Origin of the sequence: Bradyrhizobium sp. LB14.3 (assembly GCF_040547985.1) — a bacterium.
GTDB lineage: Bacteria > Pseudomonadota > Alphaproteobacteria > Rhizobiales > Xanthobacteraceae > Bradyrhizobium.
The window spans coordinates 1-20,082 of sequence record NZ_JBEPQT010000009.1; the positions used below are offsets into that span (position 1 = coordinate 1).

At 60.5% G+C, this 20,082-nt stretch carries 21 protein-coding genes and 3 pseudogenes; 7 read left to right on the forward strand and 17 right to left on the reverse strand.

Features of this window, described 5'->3' with window-relative positions:
* Positions 1-626: 626 nt before the first annotated feature.
* The 3 genes and pseudogenes from ABIB00_RS18255 (at position 627) to ABIB00_RS18265 (ending at position 2,480) form a co-directional block, all read left to right on the forward strand.
* Positions 627-908, forward strand: coding sequence for a hypothetical protein (locus tag ABIB00_RS18255; protein ID WP_354105482.1), 282 nt, complete (start codon positions 627-629; stop codon positions 906-908).
* A 408-nt stretch (positions 909-1,316) separates the two neighbouring features.
* Positions 1,317-1,709 (forward strand): avidin/streptavidin family protein, encoded by a 393-nt coding sequence (locus tag ABIB00_RS18260; protein ID WP_354105306.1) that lies wholly within the window; start codon positions 1,317-1,319, stop codon positions 1,707-1,709.
* A gap of 566 nt (positions 1,710-2,275) precedes the next feature.
* Positions 2,276-2,480: pseudogene (locus ABIB00_RS18265) on the forward strand (cold-shock protein).
* A 176-nt stretch (positions 2,481-2,656) separates the two neighbouring features.
* Here ABIB00_RS18265 and ABIB00_RS18270 read toward each other — a convergent pair.
* From ABIB00_RS18270 to ABIB00_RS18300, 7 genes and pseudogenes are all read right to left on the reverse strand, one after another.
* Positions 2,657-2,752 (reverse strand): hypothetical protein, encoded by a 96-nt coding sequence (locus ABIB00_RS18270; protein WP_354105307.1) that lies wholly within the window; start codon positions 2,750-2,752, stop codon positions 2,657-2,659.
* Positions 2,753-2,964: 212 nt separating this feature from the next.
* A complete protein-coding gene (locus tag ABIB00_RS18275) occupies positions 2,965-3,114 on the reverse strand; it encodes a hypothetical protein (RefSeq protein ID WP_354105471.1) in 150 nt (49 codons plus the stop codon).
* Between the two features lie 29 nt (positions 3,115-3,143).
* Positions 3,144-3,287, reverse strand: a pseudogene (locus tag ABIB00_RS18280) (bifunctional Delta(1)-pyrroline-2-carboxylate/Delta(1)-piperideine-2-carboxylate reductase); the annotation flags it as partial.
* Positions 3,262-3,579, reverse strand: coding sequence for a hypothetical protein (locus ABIB00_RS18285; protein ID WP_354105308.1), 318 nt, complete (start codon positions 3,577-3,579; stop codon positions 3,262-3,264). The gene ABIB00_RS18285 and the pseudogene ABIB00_RS18280, both read right to left, overlap by 26 nt.
* Before the next feature lie 252 nt (positions 3,580-3,831).
* Positions 3,832-5,112 (reverse strand): annotated as a pseudogene (locus ABIB00_RS18290) (NAD(P)/FAD-dependent oxidoreductase).
* Between the two features lie 65 nt (positions 5,113-5,177).
* Positions 5,178-6,422 carry a type II toxin-antitoxin system HipA family toxin gene (locus tag ABIB00_RS18295; protein WP_354105309.1) on the reverse strand — a complete coding sequence of 415 codons (1,245 nt, stop codon included), beginning with the start codon at positions 6,420-6,422 and terminating at the stop codon, positions 5,178-5,180.
* Positions 6,415-6,729 (reverse strand): helix-turn-helix domain-containing protein, encoded by a 315-nt coding sequence (locus tag ABIB00_RS18300; RefSeq protein WP_502917840.1) that lies wholly within the window; start codon positions 6,727-6,729, stop codon positions 6,415-6,417. Before ABIB00_RS18300 ends, ABIB00_RS18295 begins: the two co-directional genes overlap by 8 nt.
* Positions 6,730-7,548: 819 nt before the next feature.
* On the opposite strand from ABIB00_RS18300, the gene ABIB00_RS18305 reads away from it, so the two are divergent.
* Positions 7,549-7,866, forward strand: a complete 318-nt coding sequence (locus ABIB00_RS18305; protein ID WP_247296105.1) for a hypothetical protein — start codon at positions 7,549-7,551, stop codon at positions 7,864-7,866.
* On the opposite strand, the gene ABIB00_RS18310 is transcribed toward ABIB00_RS18305, so the two are convergent.
* The 7 genes from ABIB00_RS18310 to ABIB00_RS18340 all read right to left on the reverse strand — a co-directional run bounded on the left by ABIB00_RS18310 (position 7,811) and on the right by ABIB00_RS18340 (position 14,514).
* On the reverse strand, positions 7,811-9,169 hold the full coding sequence (locus tag ABIB00_RS18310) for a tyrosine-type recombinase/integrase (protein WP_354105310.1): 1,359 nt from the start codon (positions 9,167-9,169) through the stop codon (positions 7,811-7,813). The genes ABIB00_RS18305 and ABIB00_RS18310 overlap by 56 nt on opposite strands.
* A 554-nt stretch (positions 9,170-9,723) precedes the next feature.
* Complete coding sequence (locus tag ABIB00_RS18315) at positions 9,724-10,401, reverse strand: hypothetical protein (RefSeq protein WP_354105472.1); 678 nt, start codon at positions 10,399-10,401, stop codon at positions 9,724-9,726.
* Positions 10,402-10,581: 180 nt separating this feature from the next.
* Entirely contained in the window at positions 10,582-11,142 is a 561-nt protein-coding gene (locus ABIB00_RS18320) for a hypothetical protein (RefSeq protein WP_354105311.1), read from the reverse strand.
* A 23-nt stretch (positions 11,143-11,165) separates the two neighbouring features.
* Positions 11,166-12,752: a hypothetical protein gene (locus ABIB00_RS18325; protein ID WP_354105312.1), complete on the reverse strand. Its 1,587-nt coding sequence runs from the start codon at positions 12,750-12,752 to the stop codon at positions 11,166-11,168.
* Between the two features lie 200 nt (positions 12,753-12,952).
* Positions 12,953-13,435, reverse strand: a complete 483-nt coding sequence (greA, locus tag ABIB00_RS18330; protein WP_354105313.1) for a transcription elongation factor GreA — start codon at positions 13,433-13,435, stop codon at positions 12,953-12,955.
* A gap of 91 nt (positions 13,436-13,526) precedes the next feature.
* Complete coding sequence (locus ABIB00_RS18335; RefSeq protein WP_354105314.1) at positions 13,527-14,015, reverse strand: hypothetical protein; 489 nt, start codon at positions 14,013-14,015, stop codon at positions 13,527-13,529.
* 160 nt (positions 14,016-14,175) lie between these two features.
* On the reverse strand, positions 14,176-14,514 hold the full coding sequence (locus ABIB00_RS18340) for a hypothetical protein (protein ID WP_354105315.1): 339 nt from the start codon (positions 14,512-14,514) through the stop codon (positions 14,176-14,178).
* A gap of 245 nt (positions 14,515-14,759) precedes the next feature.
* Between ABIB00_RS18340 and ABIB00_RS18345 the strand changes: the two genes are divergently transcribed.
* Entirely contained in the window at positions 14,760-14,993 is a 234-nt protein-coding gene (locus ABIB00_RS18345) for a DUF3551 domain-containing protein (protein WP_247348800.1), read from the forward strand.
* A 316-nt stretch (positions 14,994-15,309) separates the two neighbouring features.
* Entirely contained in the window at positions 15,310-16,845 is a 1,536-nt protein-coding gene (locus tag ABIB00_RS18350; RefSeq protein ID WP_354105316.1) for a peroxidase family protein, read from the forward strand.
* Positions 16,846-16,909: 64 nt separating this feature from the next.
* Here ABIB00_RS18350 and ABIB00_RS18355 read toward each other — a convergent pair whose 3' ends face one another.
* The 3 genes from ABIB00_RS18355 to ABIB00_RS18365 form a co-directional block, all read right to left on the reverse strand.
* Positions 16,910-17,428, reverse strand: coding sequence for a hypothetical protein (locus ABIB00_RS18355; protein ID WP_354105317.1), 519 nt, complete (start codon positions 17,426-17,428; stop codon positions 16,910-16,912).
* Positions 17,429-17,610: 182 nt separating this feature from the next.
* A complete protein-coding gene (locus tag ABIB00_RS18360) occupies positions 17,611-19,158 on the reverse strand; it encodes an acetolactate synthase large subunit (RefSeq protein WP_354105318.1) in 1,548 nt (515 codons plus the stop codon).
* A gap of 47 nt (positions 19,159-19,205) precedes the next feature.
* The gene (locus tag ABIB00_RS18365) at positions 19,206-19,331 is read right to left on the reverse strand and encodes a hypothetical protein (protein WP_256467659.1); all 126 of its coding nucleotides are present in this window, start codon (positions 19,329-19,331) and stop codon (positions 19,206-19,208) included.
* Positions 19,332-19,423: 92 nt separating this feature from the next.
* Between ABIB00_RS18365 and ABIB00_RS18370 the strand changes: the two genes are divergently transcribed.
* Positions 19,424-20,002 carry a L,D-transpeptidase gene (locus ABIB00_RS18370; RefSeq protein WP_354047585.1) on the forward strand — a complete coding sequence of 193 codons (579 nt, stop codon included), beginning with the start codon at positions 19,424-19,426 and terminating at the stop codon, positions 20,000-20,002.
* Positions 20,003-20,082 lie beyond the last annotated feature (80 nt).

Sequence of the window (20,082 nt, forward strand, 5' to 3'; positions counted from 1 at the left end):
GCAATGCGCGCCGACAAGACCGACCAGAGCTTCACTTCAATGATCTATCTGGCCGCGGCCGCGATAAACTCCAGATGAATCCCAACAGACCCTAGGTGGGCAGCGCCCCCGGACGCTGCGAATCGATGCCGCCATTGTATGGGAGAGCATCTCCGTCAACCAAGTGCTACAGACGCACTGAACTCGGGGGCGCTCCCATCCGCGCTGATCAGCCGAATCTAGGCCAGGCTCGCTAACCGGAGGGAAACGCTCCTCTCATATTCCAGCGGGCGCGTGAAATCTGCGCAAATCAAATGAACGCGCGCCACGTTAAGCTCGGTTGCCCACGAACTTGGTGAAATGCAGCGCCGCAAAGAGGTAGGCTCGCCGTTTGAGAACAGGCCGAGAGCGCACGGCGGCACCAAAGCTGCCGGCGCGATTAACTGTCGCTGATGAAGCCTGGGACCAACCCGAACACGCCACAACACTTATCGTTTGGAGGCCCGGTCTTTTGTTTTTGTTGCTAGCTTTGATTGTCTTGAATGGGGGGCTAATTTTGAAGATCAAGTCTATTGCCATTAAGAATTTTCGGTCCTTCAAAAACATGGTCGTTGATCTGGATGACTACACAGCTTTGGTGGGGCCGAATGGCGCCGGAAAGTCCACTGTTCTTTTGCGCACTGAACATCTTTTTTCGTCAGACGGAGGAAGCTCCGACAAATCTCATGGAGCTCGAGGCTGAAGATTTCCGCAACGGAACACTTCAGCCGGTTGAGATTACATTGACCTTCCACGATCTTAAACCCGAGGCGCAGGCGGATTTCTCCGAATACTATCCGTCAGCATCTTGGTTGTATCAGCGCTTGCGGAATTCAGCGAAATCACACGCAAGGCAACGGTTCGCCAGTTCGCCAAACGAAGCGCAATGAAGGAGTTCAGTGAGTTCTTCCGAAGATTCAACGACGGCGCCTCTGCGAGCGAGTTAGCAGGAATCTATGAGGGCGTGCGAGAGACTCACCCCGAATTCGGTCTTCCCAAGAAGGGGGGGCAAGGAACCAATCGACAAGCGCTTCGATCATACGAAGAAGGCCACAGGCATGGCACATCAAAATAACCGAGCATCGGCTCGGCGCTCCGCCGCCCAGGCGAACCGATTCGAGGATGAAAAGCGCCGAGGGCTCGACAGGGTCCGGCTACGCCGCGATCTAGCGTGATTTCGGGTATATGCGCCGCATTCCTTTACCGAACGCGAGATAAGAGCAGCGAATATGACCTCAAGCTGTATCACGATAGATGATCCACGTTGTGACCTTTAAGTGACCTTCTGGGGCTTCAATATGAAGAGACTTCTGGGACTCTTGCTGCTCGCCCATTCCTTCTTTCTTTCGGCCGAGGCCATTGCACAGGGGCTTCCTGCCCCCTCATACTGGAAGAATGAACGAGGTTCAGAACTTTTTGTTTGGGCCGCCAATAGCGGGGCAATACAAGGGACTTTCACAAACCATGCTCAAGGGTTTGCGTGCCAGGGCATTCCTTATCCTGCATCGGGAGCCGTCAGCCCAACTGGCTTGTATTTTGTTGTTACCTTTGCCCAGTGCAATTCCTTCACCCGGTGGGTTGGAAAACTCAACGGGTCTCAAATGCCGACCTCATGGACGCTGTTCTACGTTGACAAGAACGGCAACCCCGGCAAGTTGAAGGGTGCCGATACATTCACGCGCGTATGGTAGTTTTCAATCTTCTTGCTCTGTCGCGACCTTAGATTGGAAACTCACGCTCACGAGTTTTTGGCTGCGTCTCTTCGGGAAATGTGGGCTCGCCTTCGTGGAGCACTGGCCTGTCCAGGATCAGCTTCGATGCTGGACAGCCGGCAAGTCGTACCGAACGCCCCGGGAAAAACATCAAAGGGCCTCACCCGAAATTCGAAATGACATTCTGAATTTGCGTCAGAATCGCGGGACGATCCGTGCCTCCCGTTACTTTTCAGGTCCTCGTTTTGAAGCCGAGCGCGGGCTCCGGCAGATGCCGCTAACGTGTGCGGCGGTCGCGTCGCGTGAGTTTGGGTTGACGAGGTGAGTTTTCAGCTCTCGATACCCAGAATTCTCACGCAGCGCGATTCGCAGGCTTCGCCGCCGGAAGTAGCCAAGGGCGCGCTCAGTCTAACCGTTCCGCGAAGATGCTTGCTATTGCCGGTTCATGTTGCGCGGCGACAAGATCGCACGTTGGCAACGAGTACGGACTTGATCCCTCTCTAGCCATTAGGTAGATCGCCATCATTTGGAATTGGAGATACTTAGTGACGACTGGCATCGTAAAGTGGTTTAACGCGACCCAGGCTATGGTTTTATCAAGCTGGATGATGGCGGAGCCGACGTTTTCGTGCACACAGGGCGGTCGAGAAGGCCGGCTATACCGATCTTACAGAGGTGGCCTTGATCAGATTCGAGATCAAGACTGGCAGCTCAGGCAAGGTATCCGCAGAAAATCTGCGTACAGGATGATTCGCGCTATCAGCTACATGACGCGTCAACAGTGATTCGCCTAGGGTGTCAGCATTCTTCGCGCTTACATGCCTCGATCTGACTCCGGCGAAACACTTCAGAGTCGGCAACCTCGCCTGAAGGCGCACATCAGTGTTAATACGCGATCTCGTGTTTTTTCAAAACCATTGTATTTCTCAGGTAAGAAGATTCGCAGCCGCAAGATCTTCGATTGCGGCTTCAATAGACTTGAAGAGAGTGATCTGTTGCTGCGAAAGGCGGCCGGACTTCAAACCATTGGTTAACTCATGAAGATCCCCAAATCATTAAGGCGTCCCACCGGCCACCCGCAATCGGCTGGAGCAGATCACCGGCTTCTTTGAGGGCACCCGCATAGTATCTACGAACACGCGGCTGCGGCAAACAGCATCGTCGTCGGTCTCACGCATTTCTGGTGTGAATGCGCCGACGAGATCGAGATGTGTTCCTGGCCTGAGGTGCTGGCCTACGAGAGCGGCTCACGTGACGTGGTGGCGCAGCTAACAATGTCCGCCACCGAGAGAGCGTCCGTCAGATCAGCAGCCGGTTTGGCCTTGAGACCCTGATGCTCAAGTCTGTCCGCGAGCGCTTGGACACGTTGCGCATTGCGCCCCAGACCAGCACGGCTTCAATCGGCCTAACTGCGCGATGGGCAACGGCCAAATAGGAGGCGAGCCGACCGGTTACAATCAGCAGCAGCGTGCGGCTGTCGGGGCGTGAGAGATGTCGTGATGCGAGCGCGGAGGCGGCGGCCGTACGCCGATTAGTGAGTGTTTCGCCATCGATCATTGCGCGCGGCCGGCCGGTTGCCGTCGAACAGCATGTAAAGCGAGCAAAAGGCAGGGAGAACGCATGCCCCGCTCTTCGGAAACACGGTCACCAGCTTCAGGCCGAGTGCCTTGCCCCGCTCCCAAGCCAGCATTGTCAGGAGACGACCTGGGCTTGCAGCGGTACCAACATTATAGCTCTGCCGCACTGGCATTGCTTCTCCGCCGCGCCGGACGGCTTCGCTTAAGGCATCGATCAACCTGCGATAGTCGAGGCCGGCATCTACCTCTGGGGCGAAGAAATAACGCGACATGATTTCCTCGTTTTCATTCGAAGTTCGGACGAGTTTAGCACCCGTCGCCTCCGATGACAGCACGGTCTATACCGCCGCCAAAGAGAGGCCGTCGCCAGCGTTTAGAATTCCGTGTGAAGCTCGACCGAACGTACAGAACACAAAAATCTCTCGCCTCGTAGCAACAGATCGAGGTCAATGGCCGTCAGAGCGCGAAGTTGCGTCATGAGCATGCCGATGACAGTCCCATACTTGGCGAACTCGCTTGGGTAATCAGAACCGGGTCTCCATTAGGTGAACAAGTTGGGACCCCGCGATGTAGAAGGCTTCCCGCGCGGCACGAAAGCGTTGCCGTTCAACGGCAGTGACCGGCAGCGGAAGATCGTTCTCCGCGATCTGCCCCAGAACGTACGAAGCCAACACACTGCCAAAGACTGTGCCAGGTGCGATGCCGCGACCGTTTTAACCGCCGAAAGCAACGACGTTGCGGTCGAGCTCGTGAAAGCGCGGCAGGTTGTTCGAGGTCATTCCAATGATGCCGAACCAGCCGGTTTCAAACTCGACATCCTGAAGTCCCGGAAACAGCTTGCGCAACGATCTCTGAGCCCATGCCCGGTGAACGGATGCGCCAATACCCTCAAGGGCACCAACACTGCCAAACACGAGCCGCCCGGAGCGATCCAAGCGAAATGAAGAGAGGACCTCTCAAGTGTCCCACGCCCCCTGCCGTTCAGGCAGGATCGACTTCCTCAGACCATCCGGCAGAGAACCTGTAGCAAAGTTGAAGTAGGGCAGATGGATCTGCTCCTGCCGACCTGCGACCAAAGTCCTTTACCATAGGCATCCGTCGCAACGATCACCCATTCCGCATCTACCGATCCGCTTTCTGTGCTGATCCTCCAGCGCAAGCCGTTGTGTTGCGCAGTAACAGCCTCGCTCTGTGTGAATATCCTAGCCCCCGCTGCAAGCGCGGCTCTCGCTAGACCGTGCACATAGGCCAGCGCCTATCGTCCCGGCGCGCTTATCGAGCAGCGCCCCGTTGTATTCGCCACCGCCCACTTTCCTGCGTGTCTCCTCTGCATTTAGCACTACGACGGGGGCGCCACGCTTCTGCCACTGTTCGGCGCGGGCCTCGATCTCTTGCAAGCCCTTACGTCCGACGGCACAATGCAGGGTACCGGCACGTTCCACTTCACATTCGATGCCATGCTTTTCGATGAGGTCGAACACCTTTTGCGGTCCACGGCCGAGTTGTTCAATCAACCGTTCGCCGAACGGGGCGCCGAGCGTATCCGGAAGGGCGTCAGGCGTCACCCACATGCCCGCGTTAACCAGACCGACGTTCCGGCCCGAACCGCCGAACCCAATTTCGGACGCCTCCAACAGCGCGACGCGCGCCCCTCCTTCGGCGAGATGAAGTGCAGACGACAGCCCGGTATATCCAGCGCCAATCACGATCACATGCGCTGCGGTGTCACTGACGAGGGGAACAGTGTCTGGCGCCGGTGGCGCGGTGAGAGCCCACAATCCATGTGATGCTGAATTGTTTCGCATCCAGCAATCCTCATACTATTCTTGGTTCTTGATCAGCCCAGGTCGTGCTGCAATCAGTGCCGCGCCTAAGGGTCAAGGATGGGTACCATTTCGTCGATATGTGCATCGATCCGTTCGAGAACCTGCCCAGGCACGACGTCGCGTTCTGGAAGAACTGACCACTTGTCGCGCACGGCCGCCGCGGTCTCAGCTACAGCCGTCACCACTGCCCCCTCTGGAAGACGGCTGCGGTTCGCGAAATTGCGCCAGCGCTCTGGAGTCAGGGCCTTGAATGACTTTTCGCCCGCAAGGTTCAATGCTACACCATCTTTCGGGATATAGGAAACTGTTGAGAGCACGTCGTAGATTGGCGCCAACGTAGGCGTCCGTCCGTCTCCAGGATACAGTAACGACCAATTCTTGAGATGCATATCGCCATTGCCCGTGATCGCGGCGAGCGCAAGACGACGGACAAATTCGATCGCGGAATCGAACGAGACACCGCTGTTCAGCGCGGCCGCGATATTGTGATACGCCGCACCGGTATATTTCTCGGACGGATAGCGGCCGAAGACCTGTGCAAAGTCCTCCACATGCACGCGCGCTGCATTGGCACCGCGATCGAAGCGACGGACAAGAAGCACTTTGCCGGTGGACATGGTGTTAAACTCTTCCGGAATGCCGGCGAAATCCGTCTTTTCGACGAGCTCACGTTCAGGCACTTCCATCCCTAGCGCTTCCGCCAAGGCTAGGATCGCGAATTCGTTTTCCGAAAGTCCAATGTGGGTGAGGGAGGGAAATTTCGCGATGTACTGCCCTTGCTCATCGTCGACGCCGAGCGTGATCCCCCCTTCTTTTCCGGTATTTTTCATGACGGAGAGCTTCATCTGGACACCGGCGAGCGAAAAGCGCGCCTTCTTCTTGCCTTCTGATTCTGGCCCGGCCGGAACGGGGACGCCGTCGCTCGGCAACGCTCGTACCGCTCCCGGTAGATTTGTCCCCAGTGCGGCCAAGAGATCGAAGTCGTTTCCAGGTCTTACTGACGCTGCGTGGTGCTTTTCCATTGCTTCGCGCAGCTTCTCTTCGGGCAGCAAGTTCGCGAAGAACGGCGGCAGCGCGCCGCGTATGGGTTTGGGATCCCGGCGGAGGCTGCCATCCGCCGAGCGAAGCGACAGGCTGAAGATCGGAGGATCGTTCAAGCTCCGATACGCGGGCAAGACATTGAATGCGTTGTAGTCGCCCGGCGTTCGGACGAGCGTGCCGACGGCAAGATCGTTTAATGAGATGTCGAGCGATTGGATACGTTCAGTCGCGAGGACAGGCTTATTCATGCTCCTCCTCCTCAACGTCTGACGTGAACGCAGGATGGTCATCATCGCCCGTAGCTGGCTGGAGCATTGATTGAATAGCCGGTACCATCGCTTGGGGAATCAGCATCATTTCCATGCCAAGGGCGCGGGCAACGTTGACGAGTGTCGTTGCGCGGGCTGCAGCGGCACCCGTTTCAATGTCCCGATAGCGGGGCCTGCTAATGTTCGCCCGGAGGGCGACTTGCTCCTGGGATAGGCCAGCAGCCATTCGTGCTCTGCGAAAGTGCAAGCCAAGTTCCTTGAGCAGTGGGCTTGGAACCGGAGCCATGGATATGTTCTCGGATCATTATCATCGAAATGATATGTAAACAGATCACAGGTCGGGGTCAAGCGAAACGTCGACAGATCTTTCTCGTCGATAATGATCCGTAAACATATCGTTATGGCAATGTTCCAGCGGCACTTCTCGTCTAAACTGTTGACTCTGCTGCCAGAGTGCCCTTGTGGCTAATGCAACCTGACGCGATGAAGGAGGCAGATCTTATCGCCAAGGTTCACCGAGATTCCCATGGCGCTCGCGTGCATTGGGCGCACAGGAATGGCCCGCCAGCGATCGAACCCGATCCTGGAACGCGGTGCGTCGATTTTATGGAACGCCAGTTTCTTCCATGACGCGCCGTTCTAGTGGCGTCGTGCCGAGTCGTTTCCGTGAGGCGCCTTTGGCGCCGAGCAAGTCCGTATCGCCAACTCAATTCCGATGTCCGCCAGCCCGCCTCGATGTAGTTGCGAAGCGTCGAACTACCTATCAGTTCGTTTTTCATTCTTCGACATGCTTCCCATGACGGCCAATAGCCTGCGGGCGTGACCGGGCCGCTGACGTGGCCACTCGCAGGGCCGCAATGCGAGCGGAGTGGTCTCGGCTACCTACCAGCAACTTTTATTCTATTCGCGTTGATATCCAATCCTACGACGCGCAATTGACGTGTTCCTATGCAACATCAACCGGAGCATGATGGTCAAATCGGCCGCACTCGACAGGCAAAGTTCGCCGACTGCGTTGATTCTCTTGACGTCCCGCCCAAGAAGCGACCAGGCGAATACACAAGAGCCTCGCTCGGTTCAATCGTGAGAGTTGACGATGGGCCACTTGAAGGAGACGCTCCGCACCATGAAGCGACCTCGGAAGAATCGCGGCATGCCGCCGCCCGCGACGTTCGATATCGATTCGCTGCCGGGCAGCTCAAATTTAACGGCATTAGAAACGGCCGCCGTGATCCGGCGCACGCCTGGAGCCCTGGAGCTATGGCGGCGCAATCCGAACCACCCGCTGAAATGGCGCTACGTCGATGGCCGCCCGCTTTACCGAGTTGATGCGGTGCGCGACTATCTGGCCGGACGCGATGAGACAACTAAGTCGTCGCAGCCGCATAATGCTCGCGAAGACGGCCAAGCAATTCGGCCTTGATGGGATCGAGCGGATTCGTCCGCTGCAGGCGCACGACCTTGCCTCCCCGTTTCGCGCCGACCAACTCCGCGATGTAGTCATGAGCAGCTTCGAACGCCATCTTGCGGATGATCCACTGTTCGTCGTGATTGTAGACCTGATCGATCCCGCGCGGCTTTTGCCCGACACACAACCGCTGGATTTCGTTGTCATAGCCGCAGCGTGACATGATGGTTCGCAAGCTGCGCCTTAAGTCATGCATTGTGAACTTGGCGACACCCGCTTCCTTGACCAGGCGGTCGACCAAGTTTGTGAAGCCCGACATCTGGCCGCCGGTCTTCGGTGACGGGAAGACATAGTCCGACGTCGCACGCTGGAAATGTTTTGCGGCCGTAAGCACATCGTCAACGAGGTGGGTACGCGGCACGTCGTGGTAAAGGCCCATCTTGGTCCATGCTGCATCGAAAGTGATGCGGTCATCCATGACGTGATTTTGCCACTCGATCATGGCTGGCTCGCTGCGGCGCGGGCCACCAAGTAGGCACATTCGTGTCAATAGCCCAAACGTCCCAAGCTTGCCGGATGAGTGCCAGACTTTGATGATCTCCTCGTCGGTCAGCGCCCGGCCCTTCGTTCGGCGCCCGACCCGCTGCGCGCGCGTCTCCTTGGGCACGCGATAGCCGGCGAGCACGTTGTGCTCGACGTAACCTTCGCCGATGCACCATTCGAGGAACGTGTGCGTGTGCTTGCGCAAGTCCTTTGCTGCGCCGCGCTTGCCGGTCTTGCCGATCCCGTCCACCGCCGCCATGATTTGCCGTCGCGTGAGCTCGGCGATGGCGAGGTCGAAATGATCTTTCAGACCGCGTCGGAGTGCCGACATAGCCGGTTTCCAGTTGACGACCTGGCGCCCGGTCAGGGACATTTCGTAGGGGCCATCTTCAACGATCAAGGTCGCCAGTGTCGTGCACTGCCGCTCGGCCAGCGCTTGCCGCTTCGCCTCGCGCTTGCCCTCATTGGGATCGATCCCAATGACCACCTCCCCAGCGACGACGGCGGCGGCCCTGCGCGCGGCCTTCTCATTGAATTTGGGCCATGCACCCAGCGTCTTCCGTTGGGTGCCTTTCGTCCCAGGCTTTGTGAACATGAAGACCCAGGTCCTGCCACCAGTCGCGCGCATCCTGATCGCGAGCCCCGGCTGCTCTGTGTCGTGTAGATAGTGCTGCGATTTGCCCGGCGGCAGCGTCGCCGCACGGATCGCCGCATCAGTGAGTCTCAGGTAATTCGTCGTTCCTTCAGCTCTGACAGGTTCTTTACTCTTTTCCATCGTTTGTGCTCTCGCTCCTTGCGTCTTGAGACGGGTCGAGGCGATCCTAGAAGAAATGGACCACTAGTCATCCTCCGCGTTCCCAGTTTGTGTGCCCTAAGGGAATTCTTCCGAAGGGCACAGCAGGGACATACAAAATGTGGTAAGGCCAACCGAGGCCAAGGATGGTCCAATATGGCCACAAGTCTTTACGTTATAAGGACTTTTACAATGAGACTATGGCTGGATTAGGTTGGCTACAGTCCACCAATTGTGGTTCACACGGGAGAGGTCCAAGGTTCGATCCCTTGTGCGCCCACCATCCATCTTCCTGAACCATAGTGATTGCGGACCCATCGTCGGCGCCTAGCGGCGTTTCGGGACCGTCTCAATCAAAAATGTCGAAAACAACCCCATGCACAGTAGCCGACGCGAGCCGGATCAATAGGTTGCGCCTTTTCCGAATCCGCTTGCTCCGTCGGGCAAAACACGGGCAGGATGGCGTCATCCCGATATGTCCCACGCGGCTGGGTGGGGCGTCGCAAAATCGCTCCGCACTCTTCCGGAGCAAGCTTTTACGCGGCCCGCGCCGGTCGCCAGGCCGCGTAGAGACCGACTAGTGTCCCGATGACGACCAGCGCTGCCGCCAGCAGGACCTGCAATTCCCCATCGTCGGTCGTGCCTACGGACGACACAAGTCTGGTCACGACGACAAACAGAACGCCCACGGAGGCCGCTGCACCCACGCCGAGATAGGCGAGCTCCCGCGTCAGGTCGCGGCCGAGAAGTCCGAGTGCGGTGAAATACATCGCGCAAGCGTTGGGATGAACGAACAGGGCAACGCGCGCGTAAGGACCGTAGGCGTCGAGGAGGGACCCGCACCGTCTCAGTGCCGCTTTCGAGGCCACCCGCTGCAGGAGCGGTCTGAAAAAACGAGCCTGTCCGTAACTCAGAACGGCGCCCACGATGATGGCCAGCCACGCCACGATAAAAACCGAGACATCCGCGGGCTTCGGATTGAGCGCCACGGACATCAGGATGAGGGCGGTTCCGGGAAAATAGCCAAAATACGGGAAGACCGACTCCAGGAGCACGCAGACGAACACGAAGACCGGAAACCATGACGAAGCCGCTGCATCGTGGACGATGGCGTTCAAGTCGAAGAGGTCAGTCTTGTACAGGACGAGGTACATGCACATGGCGAATCCGGCCAGCGCGTAGAACGGCAACGCCCCCGAGAGAAACCGTCTCATCCAGCCGCCATGCTTTGCTTCGCGGACACGGCGGAGACCTTCGATATCAGCACAAGACAACGGAAAGGCATGGTTTATGTTTAGGCGAATGAGATTGCCCCTGTCGATAGCAATGCTCGCCTCAGCTGCGCGGGCCATTCGCCGCATTGAAATGCCCGCCGATCGGGAAGGCGCAGTCAATCACAGACCCAGTGTGACTTCGGCCCAGTGCATCGCAGTGCTGCCGCCCAGAAACTCGATCACACGGGGTTCGATGGTCTCCGGCCGATCGTGGCCAATGACCGCGGTCGCTGCGATCATGTCGCAACGCTCGTTGTAGACGACCGACACCAGCGTTTTGCCGGGAGCGCCACGTGAGTTGAGCGTGTAGGCGCGGCTGCGACCTTTCATCCACGCAATCGTGATGGGATGGCCGGAACCGAGTGGAGAGACTTCGCCCAGGAGAACGGTATCGCCCATACGATCGAGGTCATCATCATCGGCGACGCCCGTCGTGCAATTACAAAAACCTATCTTGGCGCGCAGGTACAGCGTCACCTCGACACCGCAGTCGGCCGCCTTGCAGCGGAACGACTTTCCTTTGCCCCATTGGTCAATCGAGAAGAGCCACGTCACCTCCTGCCACACCGGCGTGGCGGAATTTGCGGCGGCATGCCGTGGCACATAGAGCCACAACAGCGATGCCGCCAGCGTGCTTCCCAGCGCGATTGCGGCGACGGCGATGGCGGCTGCCCTTCTCATCACTCCACCGTTCTCGTTCCGGCTCAGTTGCTGGCGAGATATCTCTTCGCCGCCGCAACCTCGGGGCGCTCCGAATCGGCACTGGCCGTCAGCGTTACGAGCTGTTGACAGTTCTGTCGTGCCGCTTCCTTGTCACCAAGGGCTTCGGCCGCTTTGGCCGCCCCCGCGAAAGCGTGCAAGCGGTTCGGCTCTTTCGCCTTGGTTGCCTCGAATGCAGCAAGCGCCTCCCTGGCCATGCCGCGATCGAGCAGCATGAAGCCGTAAAGCTCGCGCGCCGGCGCCAGTGGTCCGGGCGTGATCACGTGCTTTTCCGTCTTGTCCTCGGCATCCGCCGCGGCACTCATCGCATTGAGGGCCTCGTCATATTTGGCCTCGGCGTAAAGCACCCAGGCGACGGCGACCTGACGCTGGACGTCGACGATTCCGGACCAATAATTGTCTTTGGCGTCCTGCAGCTTGTCGCGCAGTTCCGTCAGCTTCTGGATGTCGGCCTTGGCGGCTTCCGGCTTGCCGGACCGTGCCGCGCCGAGGGCGCGCGCGAAATGCGATACTGCCATCGCGAAGTTGAGGCCGCTCGGCCTGACCGGCAGCTGCGATGCATCATCCCAATCGCTACGGTCGATCGCATAACGCGCCGGCGAAGCCGCCAGCGCGTAATCTGCCGCTGCGACTGTCGCCTTGAAGCCGGTCTCCTTGATCATGTCGTCGATGACCGCGCGCGCCTGCTTGTCCTGGCCGAGCTGCAGGTGAGCATAAACCATGTAGTCTTGCGCGTGCAGGTAGTTACCGACCGACTTTTCGGCCATCGCGGCTTTCACGGAAGCGGTGTTGGAGTCGATCGATTCCTTCCAATAGCCGACGCGTGTGTAGATGTGGGAGGGCATGTGCTGGGCGTGCGGCGCGGCCGGTGCGATCTTGGCGTATCGATTGGCTGCATCGAGCCCTTTCTGCGCCAGCGCCGGGTAGTCGTAGAGGTGGATCAGATAATGCGTCACGCCCGGATGCTGGGGCAGCCGCCTGGAAATCGGCTCGAGGATCGCCGCGCCCTTGGTCTGCTGCGCGTAAGTCTTGTCGTTCAGATCCGCCGACGTATTAAGCGTAATGGCGTAGGCGATCTGGGCTTCGTCGTCAGCTGGATATTTTGCCGCGACGCGCGCCTGCGCGTCACGCAGCATGCGCATCCGCTGGGCGTGAGGGATGTTGTCGTAATCGGCATACATCACCATCAACGCATCGATGTAATCGCGTTCGCGTTCGGTCGCGGCTCCGATCCCCTTGGCCTTCATGATCGCGGCGAGGCCCGGCGCCAGGTTCGGCTTTGGAATCGCATTGTGCGGATTGTCCATGTAGGTGAGCGCAATGCCCCAATAGGCCATGCCGCATGTCGGGTCAGCCTTGATGGCATCCTCGAAGATCTCCTTGGCGTTGAGATACCAGTAGGAATGCTGATAGCGCATCCCGCGATCGAAGCGGCGCTGGGCCACATCGTTGCAAGAGGTCTGGAAATGAACGCTGCCGAGCTGCTGATCTACATCGTCTTGCACGGCCAGAGCCTGTGGTCCTGATAGGCCGAGACCGGCTACGATGACGAAGAACAGGGACTTTCGCATGGATCCCTCCCTTTGCCTGACACGCAATGTATTGGTCTTGATGGCCCTCACTATATGACGTTCGCGGCTTTTGAACAGCGAAGTGAATCGCGCCAGCGCGACTGACCCAGCGGCGCCTCGGAGTTGGCGAAACCGGTCCGAAGCCAAAGCTGTCGGGGTTCGATCCTTATACGCCCACCATTAGGCCTCAGATCGCATCCCTACCCGATCGACAGAATCTCGATCTCCTGCGCGCCCGCCCCCACGACGTCCCCCACCGCCTTCCCCATCAGCGACCTCGCGACAGGCGCGACGAACGAGATCGAGCCGGCCTTGGGATCGGCTTCGTCCTCGCCGACGATGCGATAGGTTTGCACGCGGCCATCGGTGCGGCTGAAGGTCACGGTGCTGCCGAAGGCGACGATATCGGTCGACACCGGGGCGGGAATGACCTGCGCCGTGCGCAACCGTTCGGTGAGATAGCGGGCGTCACGCAAGGGCACCGCCGACTGCCGGCGCTTTTCGTTGACGTCCTCGATGCGCTGCGCGGCTTCATAGGCCTGGCGCGCATCCTGAAGCTGCGTCTGCAATGCCTGCAAGCCTGCTTCCGTCACGAGATTTGGATGCGGCGAGATCGGCCGATCCGGCAATAGCGTCTCGGCGGCGGTTTCCGCGCTCTCTTCTTTGGTAAAGGCGACGCTCAAGTCGAAAATCCTGTCGAACTGTTGGGGCTCACCGCTTGCGCTTTCCCGCCGCGAGGAATCGCCCCGGACGGCCGCTGGCGGTTATCCCGGACTATATCTCAAGTTCGACGAACCGGCGCAGCTTGAAGACGAGGTCCGGCATGGCCTGGCGGAACCGCGTAGCATTCCGGAACGTGGTCGAGAACGGCGCGAAGGTGATCATCGCGTTCCAGTGCCTGTAACCGTAGACCGTCACGGAGGCGCCGGTCGCCGGGAAATTCTCCATCTTGCGCAACTCGCCGAGCACGAGATCGGCGATCGCTTCGGCAGGGAGCAACCGCTTGCCAGCCGGCGTGGTGGCGATCTTCGCCGGCGGCTCGGCCGGCTTGGTGACAGCCGGCACCGCATCGGGCTCGTTCGCGGGTTTGGCCGGCGCAAGATTGGGAGTTGACGGCTCGGCCAGTTCAAACCCGTTCGTCGGCGCTGTCGGCGGAACCTCAATGAGCGGCGGCGGTGCAATACTGTCTGCTGCGCGCTTGTTGCCTCCCAGGATGCTGCTGATCATGGCCACAAGACCAGCATCCTTCACGTCGTCACTCATTACTCCCCCCAGGCTTCGGCCTACTCTAGCACCGCTCGCGCGGACCGCCACTGGGGACGTATGACCGGATTCCGCCCGGCCAAGGTCCTGGTTTCAAGACTGTCACGCGGATGGCAGCGGCGGCGCAAAGGCTGATCACCTCGCGCGGCCGTGCGGTCCGTCACCGTTTATCGAACGGAACGTATTGCTGGTACTGCTTGGGCACCGACCTGCGGTAGCGCGCGGGCACCGTGCCGCTGTCGACCGAGTGATCGATCTCCTGCTGCCGCGTCATCTTCTTCTTCGCCGGCTTCTTCGACGCACTCTTCTTGGAGTCGGTCGGCTGGCTGGAAGCGTCATTGGTTGCGCCCGGCGCTGTCGTTGTCGTTGCCGGCGCGGCGGTTGTCGCCGCGGGTGCCGCGGTTCCGCCGGCGGCCGGTGCGCCCTGCGCCAGCGCGAGCGGTATTTGCATGAGAAGCGCCAGCGCTGCTGTCGCAGCCAGCAAGCATGACCTTTGCATCATAATCTCCAAAATTCCTGATCCGAATGTGGCAAGCGTAGTTCGCCGGGATCGACGCGTGCAAGTCTGCTCACAATAGGCCGGAACCCCATCGTGAACTGTGGCCGAGATCACATTGCCGGCGGCCGGCTGCGTCACGATGTACCTTGTCGCGAACGCAAGGCGTTCCGCCGACACCAACACAGGCATGATCCTGCATCAGACGAGCTCATAGTCCTATCCACTCGCTCTCGAAGGAGACTGAAATGCGTCGCACCATCCTCACTCTCGCATCGCTCGCGGCCCTGATCGCCGTGGCATCCCCGGCCGCCCAGGCACATCCTGCAAACGATCGATATTGCCTGCAGGGGCGCATGTGGGGCTATCCCGGCAACTGCCAGTTCACGAGCTATCAGCAGTGCCAGGCCACCGCCTCCGGGACGTCCGCTTATTGCGGCGTCAATCCGCGCTACGCGTTCTCGCAGCAGCGCGACTACTGACAGGTTCGCGGCGTGCGCGCACCACGCGCGCGCCGCTACAATTTTTACGTGAAGCCGATCCGCTTCGCCAACGCCCCGGCGAATTGAAACTGTGCGAAGCCACCTGCGTCCATCGATGACGAGAATGTTATCCGTCGCCGCGACGGAGAAATTCACGATGCGCGGCCGTGGCTTGCGGGCAAGGCGGCTCCTGCGAAGATTCCGATGCCCGGCAATTGTGATCCATCTCGCTCGTGGCACGGATGATCGCGCTTAGGCTGCAAACTCCAGCGCAAGAAACTAGCCCGTTTCATTCGATTTTCAGGGAGGTGTTTCAATGAGCAGCCGCCACGCAATTGTCCCGCGCGGTCTGAACGCAACGCGTTCGCCGCTTTCGCAAGGCCGCTTCGGCCGCATGTTCCGCAAGATCAAACCGGCGACATTCGGCCCGAACGATTCCGACAATGTTGCGAACCTGTCGGCGCTGGCCGACAAGATGGTCGCGGGCTTCGATGGACCGAAGGACGGCCCGGACGCCGAAGAGAGCGGCATTCCCGCGCTCTACACCTATTTCGGCCAGTTCATCGATCACGACATCACCTTCGATCCGGTAAGTTCGCTAACCAAGCAGCAGGACCCCGACGGGCTCGTCGACTTCCGCACGCCGTCGCTCGATCTGGATAATCTCTACGGCCGCGGTCCGAACGACCAGCCCTACATGTATGACGGCATCAAATTCCGCCTCGGCGAGAAGGTGACCGGCGCGGGCGTGCCCGATGCCAGCGACCTGCCGCGCTTCAAGGGCCGCGCGCTGATCGGCGATCCCCGCAACGACGAGAACAGCATCGTCTCGCAGTTCCAGGCCTTGATGCTGCGCTTTCACAACCGCATGGTCGACGACAATGACAGCCTGTCGTTCGAGGACGTGCAGCAGCGCGTTCGATTCCACTATCAGTACGTCGTGCTGAACGATTTCCTGCCACGCATCGTCCATGCCAGCGTGCTGGACGAATTGAAGACCGCGGGCAGCTACGACCGCAGCAAGCTCGCCCACTACCACTGGAAGACCTATCCGTTCATGCCGGTCGAGTTCTCGGTCGCGGCCTATCGGCTCGGGCACTCCATGATCCGCCCCGGCTACAGGATGAACGATGCGGCCAACATGCTGTTGCAGATTTTCCCCGACCCCAACAATCCCGACCACAACGCGCTGACCGGTTTCCGTTCCATGGGCCCGGGACGCGCCATGGACTGGGGCCGCTTCATCGATCTGGACACGCGCGCCTATGGCGTCGAGGACGACGACACCAATGCCGACAACAAGAGGCGGCTTCAGTTCGCCTATCGCATCGATGCCTCGCTGGTGGACCCGCTGCGCAAGCTGCCGCCGGAAGTCGCGTCCAATCCGTCGTCGCTCGCGCTGCGCAATCTCGAGCGCAGCTGGCGGCTCGGATTGCCATCCGGCCAGGACGTCGCCAAGGCGATGAATCTGATCCCGCTGACAGACGACGAGATCATCATCGGCAAGGCCGTCGACGAGCCCGGCACGGGCGATCCGCAAGTCAAGATCGCGACCATCGCGAACGGCGCGTTTGCCGGCAATTGCCCGCTCTGGGCCTACATCCTGGCCGAGGCGCGGCAGTTCCAGACCGCCGTCACGATCCCCGTCACCGGCGCGCCCGGCCCCATCAACACGCCGCAGCTCGGCCCCGTCGGCGGTCGCATCGTCGCCGAGGTCTTCCTCGGTATGATGTTCGGTGCAAACTCCTCTATGCTGTCGCTCGACCCGCAATGGACGCCGGTGACCGGATCCAGCTTCGCGCTGAAGGATATCGTCGCCTACGCGCTCGGCCAGGGCGATCCGCTGCATTGAGGTTACGATCCGTCGAAGACATCAGGCCGCCCGCGGTCCCGGGCGGCCTGTTTCCGAAGTCTGCTCAATGAGCGGTCCCGAGACCGCTCTCCTCGAGCCGGCTCGCGAACCAGCGCGACAGCGGCTGATCGACGACGCCGCTGACATAGACCTCCGAGATCGTCACATGGTGCCTGTCCAGCACCAGCAGCACGCCGATCCAGTAGGCGAACCAGACATGCACATCCGTCAGCGCCATCAGCTTGTGCTGGTCGTGCTCGAGCGAGGTGTGATTGCTCGCCTTGCGGATCTCCACGGCGAGCAAATTGTTCGGAATCTCGCGCTGATGCACGACGACGTCAGGATAGATCGACTTGCCCAGATGATCGTCGGTCGAGATGATGGTGCCGTGCGGCAGATGCAGCGTGCGCTCGCCGAGCCGGTCGTAGTTGCAGTCGACCGACCAGCCGGAGAATTGCTTCTCCAGATGCACGGCGAAGCGGTGCGTGATGGCGCGCTCGCCGATGTCCTTCTCGAACAGGAATGCTTCGTGCGCATAGAAGTCCCGGAGCGCCGCGATCACCTTGTTCAGCTCGGTCTGCATCTTGCCCCCGGCCCATCACGCGCATTCCGTTCCGCCGTCACCAGACCCTCATGGTGAGGAGCGCGGAACGCGCGTCTCGAATCATGAAGGCCCGTATCCCGCCTGTCACCATCCTTCGAGACGCCCGCGTAACGCGGGCTCCTCAGGATGAGGCCGGAATTCGCGGCGCGATCGACCAGATCCTACATCTGGACTTCGATCAGCCGCGGTCCGGGCTCGGCGACGGCTTCGGCCAGCGCCTTGTTGAACTCGTCAGTGTTGGTGACGGCGCGGCCGGGCACGCCCATGCCCTTGGCCAGCGCCACGAAATCCAGCGTCGGACGGTCGATGCGGAGCATGTCGTTGGCGCGCTGGCCGGGCTCGCCGGCGCCGACATTGTCGAACTCGCCGCGCAGGATCTGGTAGATGCGATTGGCGAACACGATAGTGACGATGTTGAGATTCTCGCGGGCCTGCGTCCACAGCGACTGGATCGTGTACATCGCGCTGCCGTCGCCGACCATGCAGATCACCTTGCGGTCCGGGCAGGCGATCGCGGCACCAATCGAGAGCGGCGTCGAGAAACCGATCGAGCCGCCCATGTTCTGGAGCCAGTCGTGCGGAGCGGCGGCCGCCGTCGGCGGGAAGAAGGCGCGGCCGGTGGTGAGCGATTCGTCGACCATGATCGCGTTCTCGGGGATCGCGTAGGCGATCGACTGCGCGATCGAGGCGTGGGTGAGCGCGCCGGTCGGCTTGAGCAGCTCCTGCGCGGCCTGCGGCTTGACGTCCTTCGCACTGGCCTTCACCGCGCCCGCAAGTGCTTCCAGCGCTGCGACCGAATTCTCACCCCAGGAGGTCATGCGATGCACGTCGCAGCCCTCAGGCTTAAGTATGCTCGGCTTGTTTGGATAGGCGAAGAACGCCACGGGATCGTCGGACTCGACCAGCACGATGTGACGGAACTTCGCCAGCATCTGCAGCGCGTTGTCGATCACGTAATGGATCCGATCAATCGAAAAGCGGCCGCGGCCGCGCGCCATCCTGGGACGGAAGGTCGGGCCCATCACGGTGCAGCCGGTCTTGGCGGCGATGCGCTCGGCCAGCGCCAGCCCCTGCTCGCTCAGCGCACTGCCGGTCATCAGCAGCAGCGTACCCTCTCCGTCGCCGTGCAGGATCTTTGCGGCTTGCTCGACCGCCTGCGGCGAATAGCTCGCGCGCTGCTGCTCGGCCGGAACCTCGGCGATGCCCTCGGCCTCGTTCCACGCAGTGTCCGCGGGCAGGATCAGTGTCGCGATCTGCGGCGGCGCGCTTCTGGCGGCGGCGATCGCCGCGGCACCATCGGCGGCGACCGATTTGGAGTTCGGCGAGGTCCGCACCCAGGACGACATCGGCCGGGCCAAACCCTCGATGTCGGAGGTCAGCGGCGCGTTGTAGGCGATGTGGTAGACGGCGTGCTGGCCGACGATGTTGACGATGCCGGAATTCGCCTTCTTGGCGTTGTGCAGATTGGCAAGGCCGTTGGCGAGACCGGGACCGAGATGCAGCAGCGTCGAGGCCGGCGTGCCCTTCATGCGGAAATAGCCGTCGGCAGCGCCGGTCACCACGCCCTCGAACAGGCCGAGCACGCAACGCATCCCGGGCACGCGGTCGAGCGCTGCGACAAAATGCATCTCGGAGGTGCCGGGGTTGGAGAAGCAGACGTCAACCCCGCCCTTGACCATCGTCCGCACCAGACTTTCCGCACCGTTCATCCGTCAGCTCCCGTAACCGGCAATTTTCCAACAATCCGTCCGATCAATCATTGTTCGCTCGTCTCGTCAAAGCAATAGCCGGCATCGCCGCCCTGCCCCGCGCGTCGATGCGCCGGTTTGGCTAATGCTTTTCGCCAAATTGGCGTGGTTGCCGATTTGGTAACTTCCTTCATTAAGGATGCCTGCCTCACGGGGCCGTGGCTTGCGGAAAGCCCGCAAATATGGCCTGTAACTTCAGTTGAATCGATTTTTGCTGGGGGAAACAATGATCCGGTTTTTTGCCGCACCGATCGCCGCCATCGCACTGCTGTCGGCCACCGCCGGCGGCGCCTTCGCCGAAGAGTTCGACACGCGCGACATCATGGGCGGCGGCCCGAACTTCTTCCGCGGCGGCTCGAGCCCGGTCCCCCGGACCACCGTCATGTATAACGGCAAATACGCCCCCGGCACGATCGTCGTGAACACCAGCGAGCGCCGGCTCTACCTGGTGCTCCAGAACGGCCAGGCACTGCGCTACGGCATCGGCGTCGGCCGCGACGGCTTCCGCTGGGGCGGAGTGCACAGGATCACCGCCAAGAAGGAATGGCCGGATTGGACGCCGCCGTCGCAGATGCTGGCCCGCCGGCCGGACCTGCCGCGTCACATGAGAGGCGGCATCGAGAATCCTCTCGGCGCACGCGCGATGTATCTGGGCTCGACGCTCTACCGCATCCACGGCTCCAACGAGCCGGAGACGATCGGCCAGGCGGTGTCCTCAGGCTGCTTCCGCATGACCAATGACGACGTCAGCGACCTCTACGGCCGCGTCGGGGTCGGCACCACCGTGGTCGTGCTCAACAACTAGCGGGCGACGAATCGCGCGAAACCGCGAGCGCGTGAATATGCGGTCTTGTGCGTCGCTTGCGAATACGGCAGCGTCGCCCG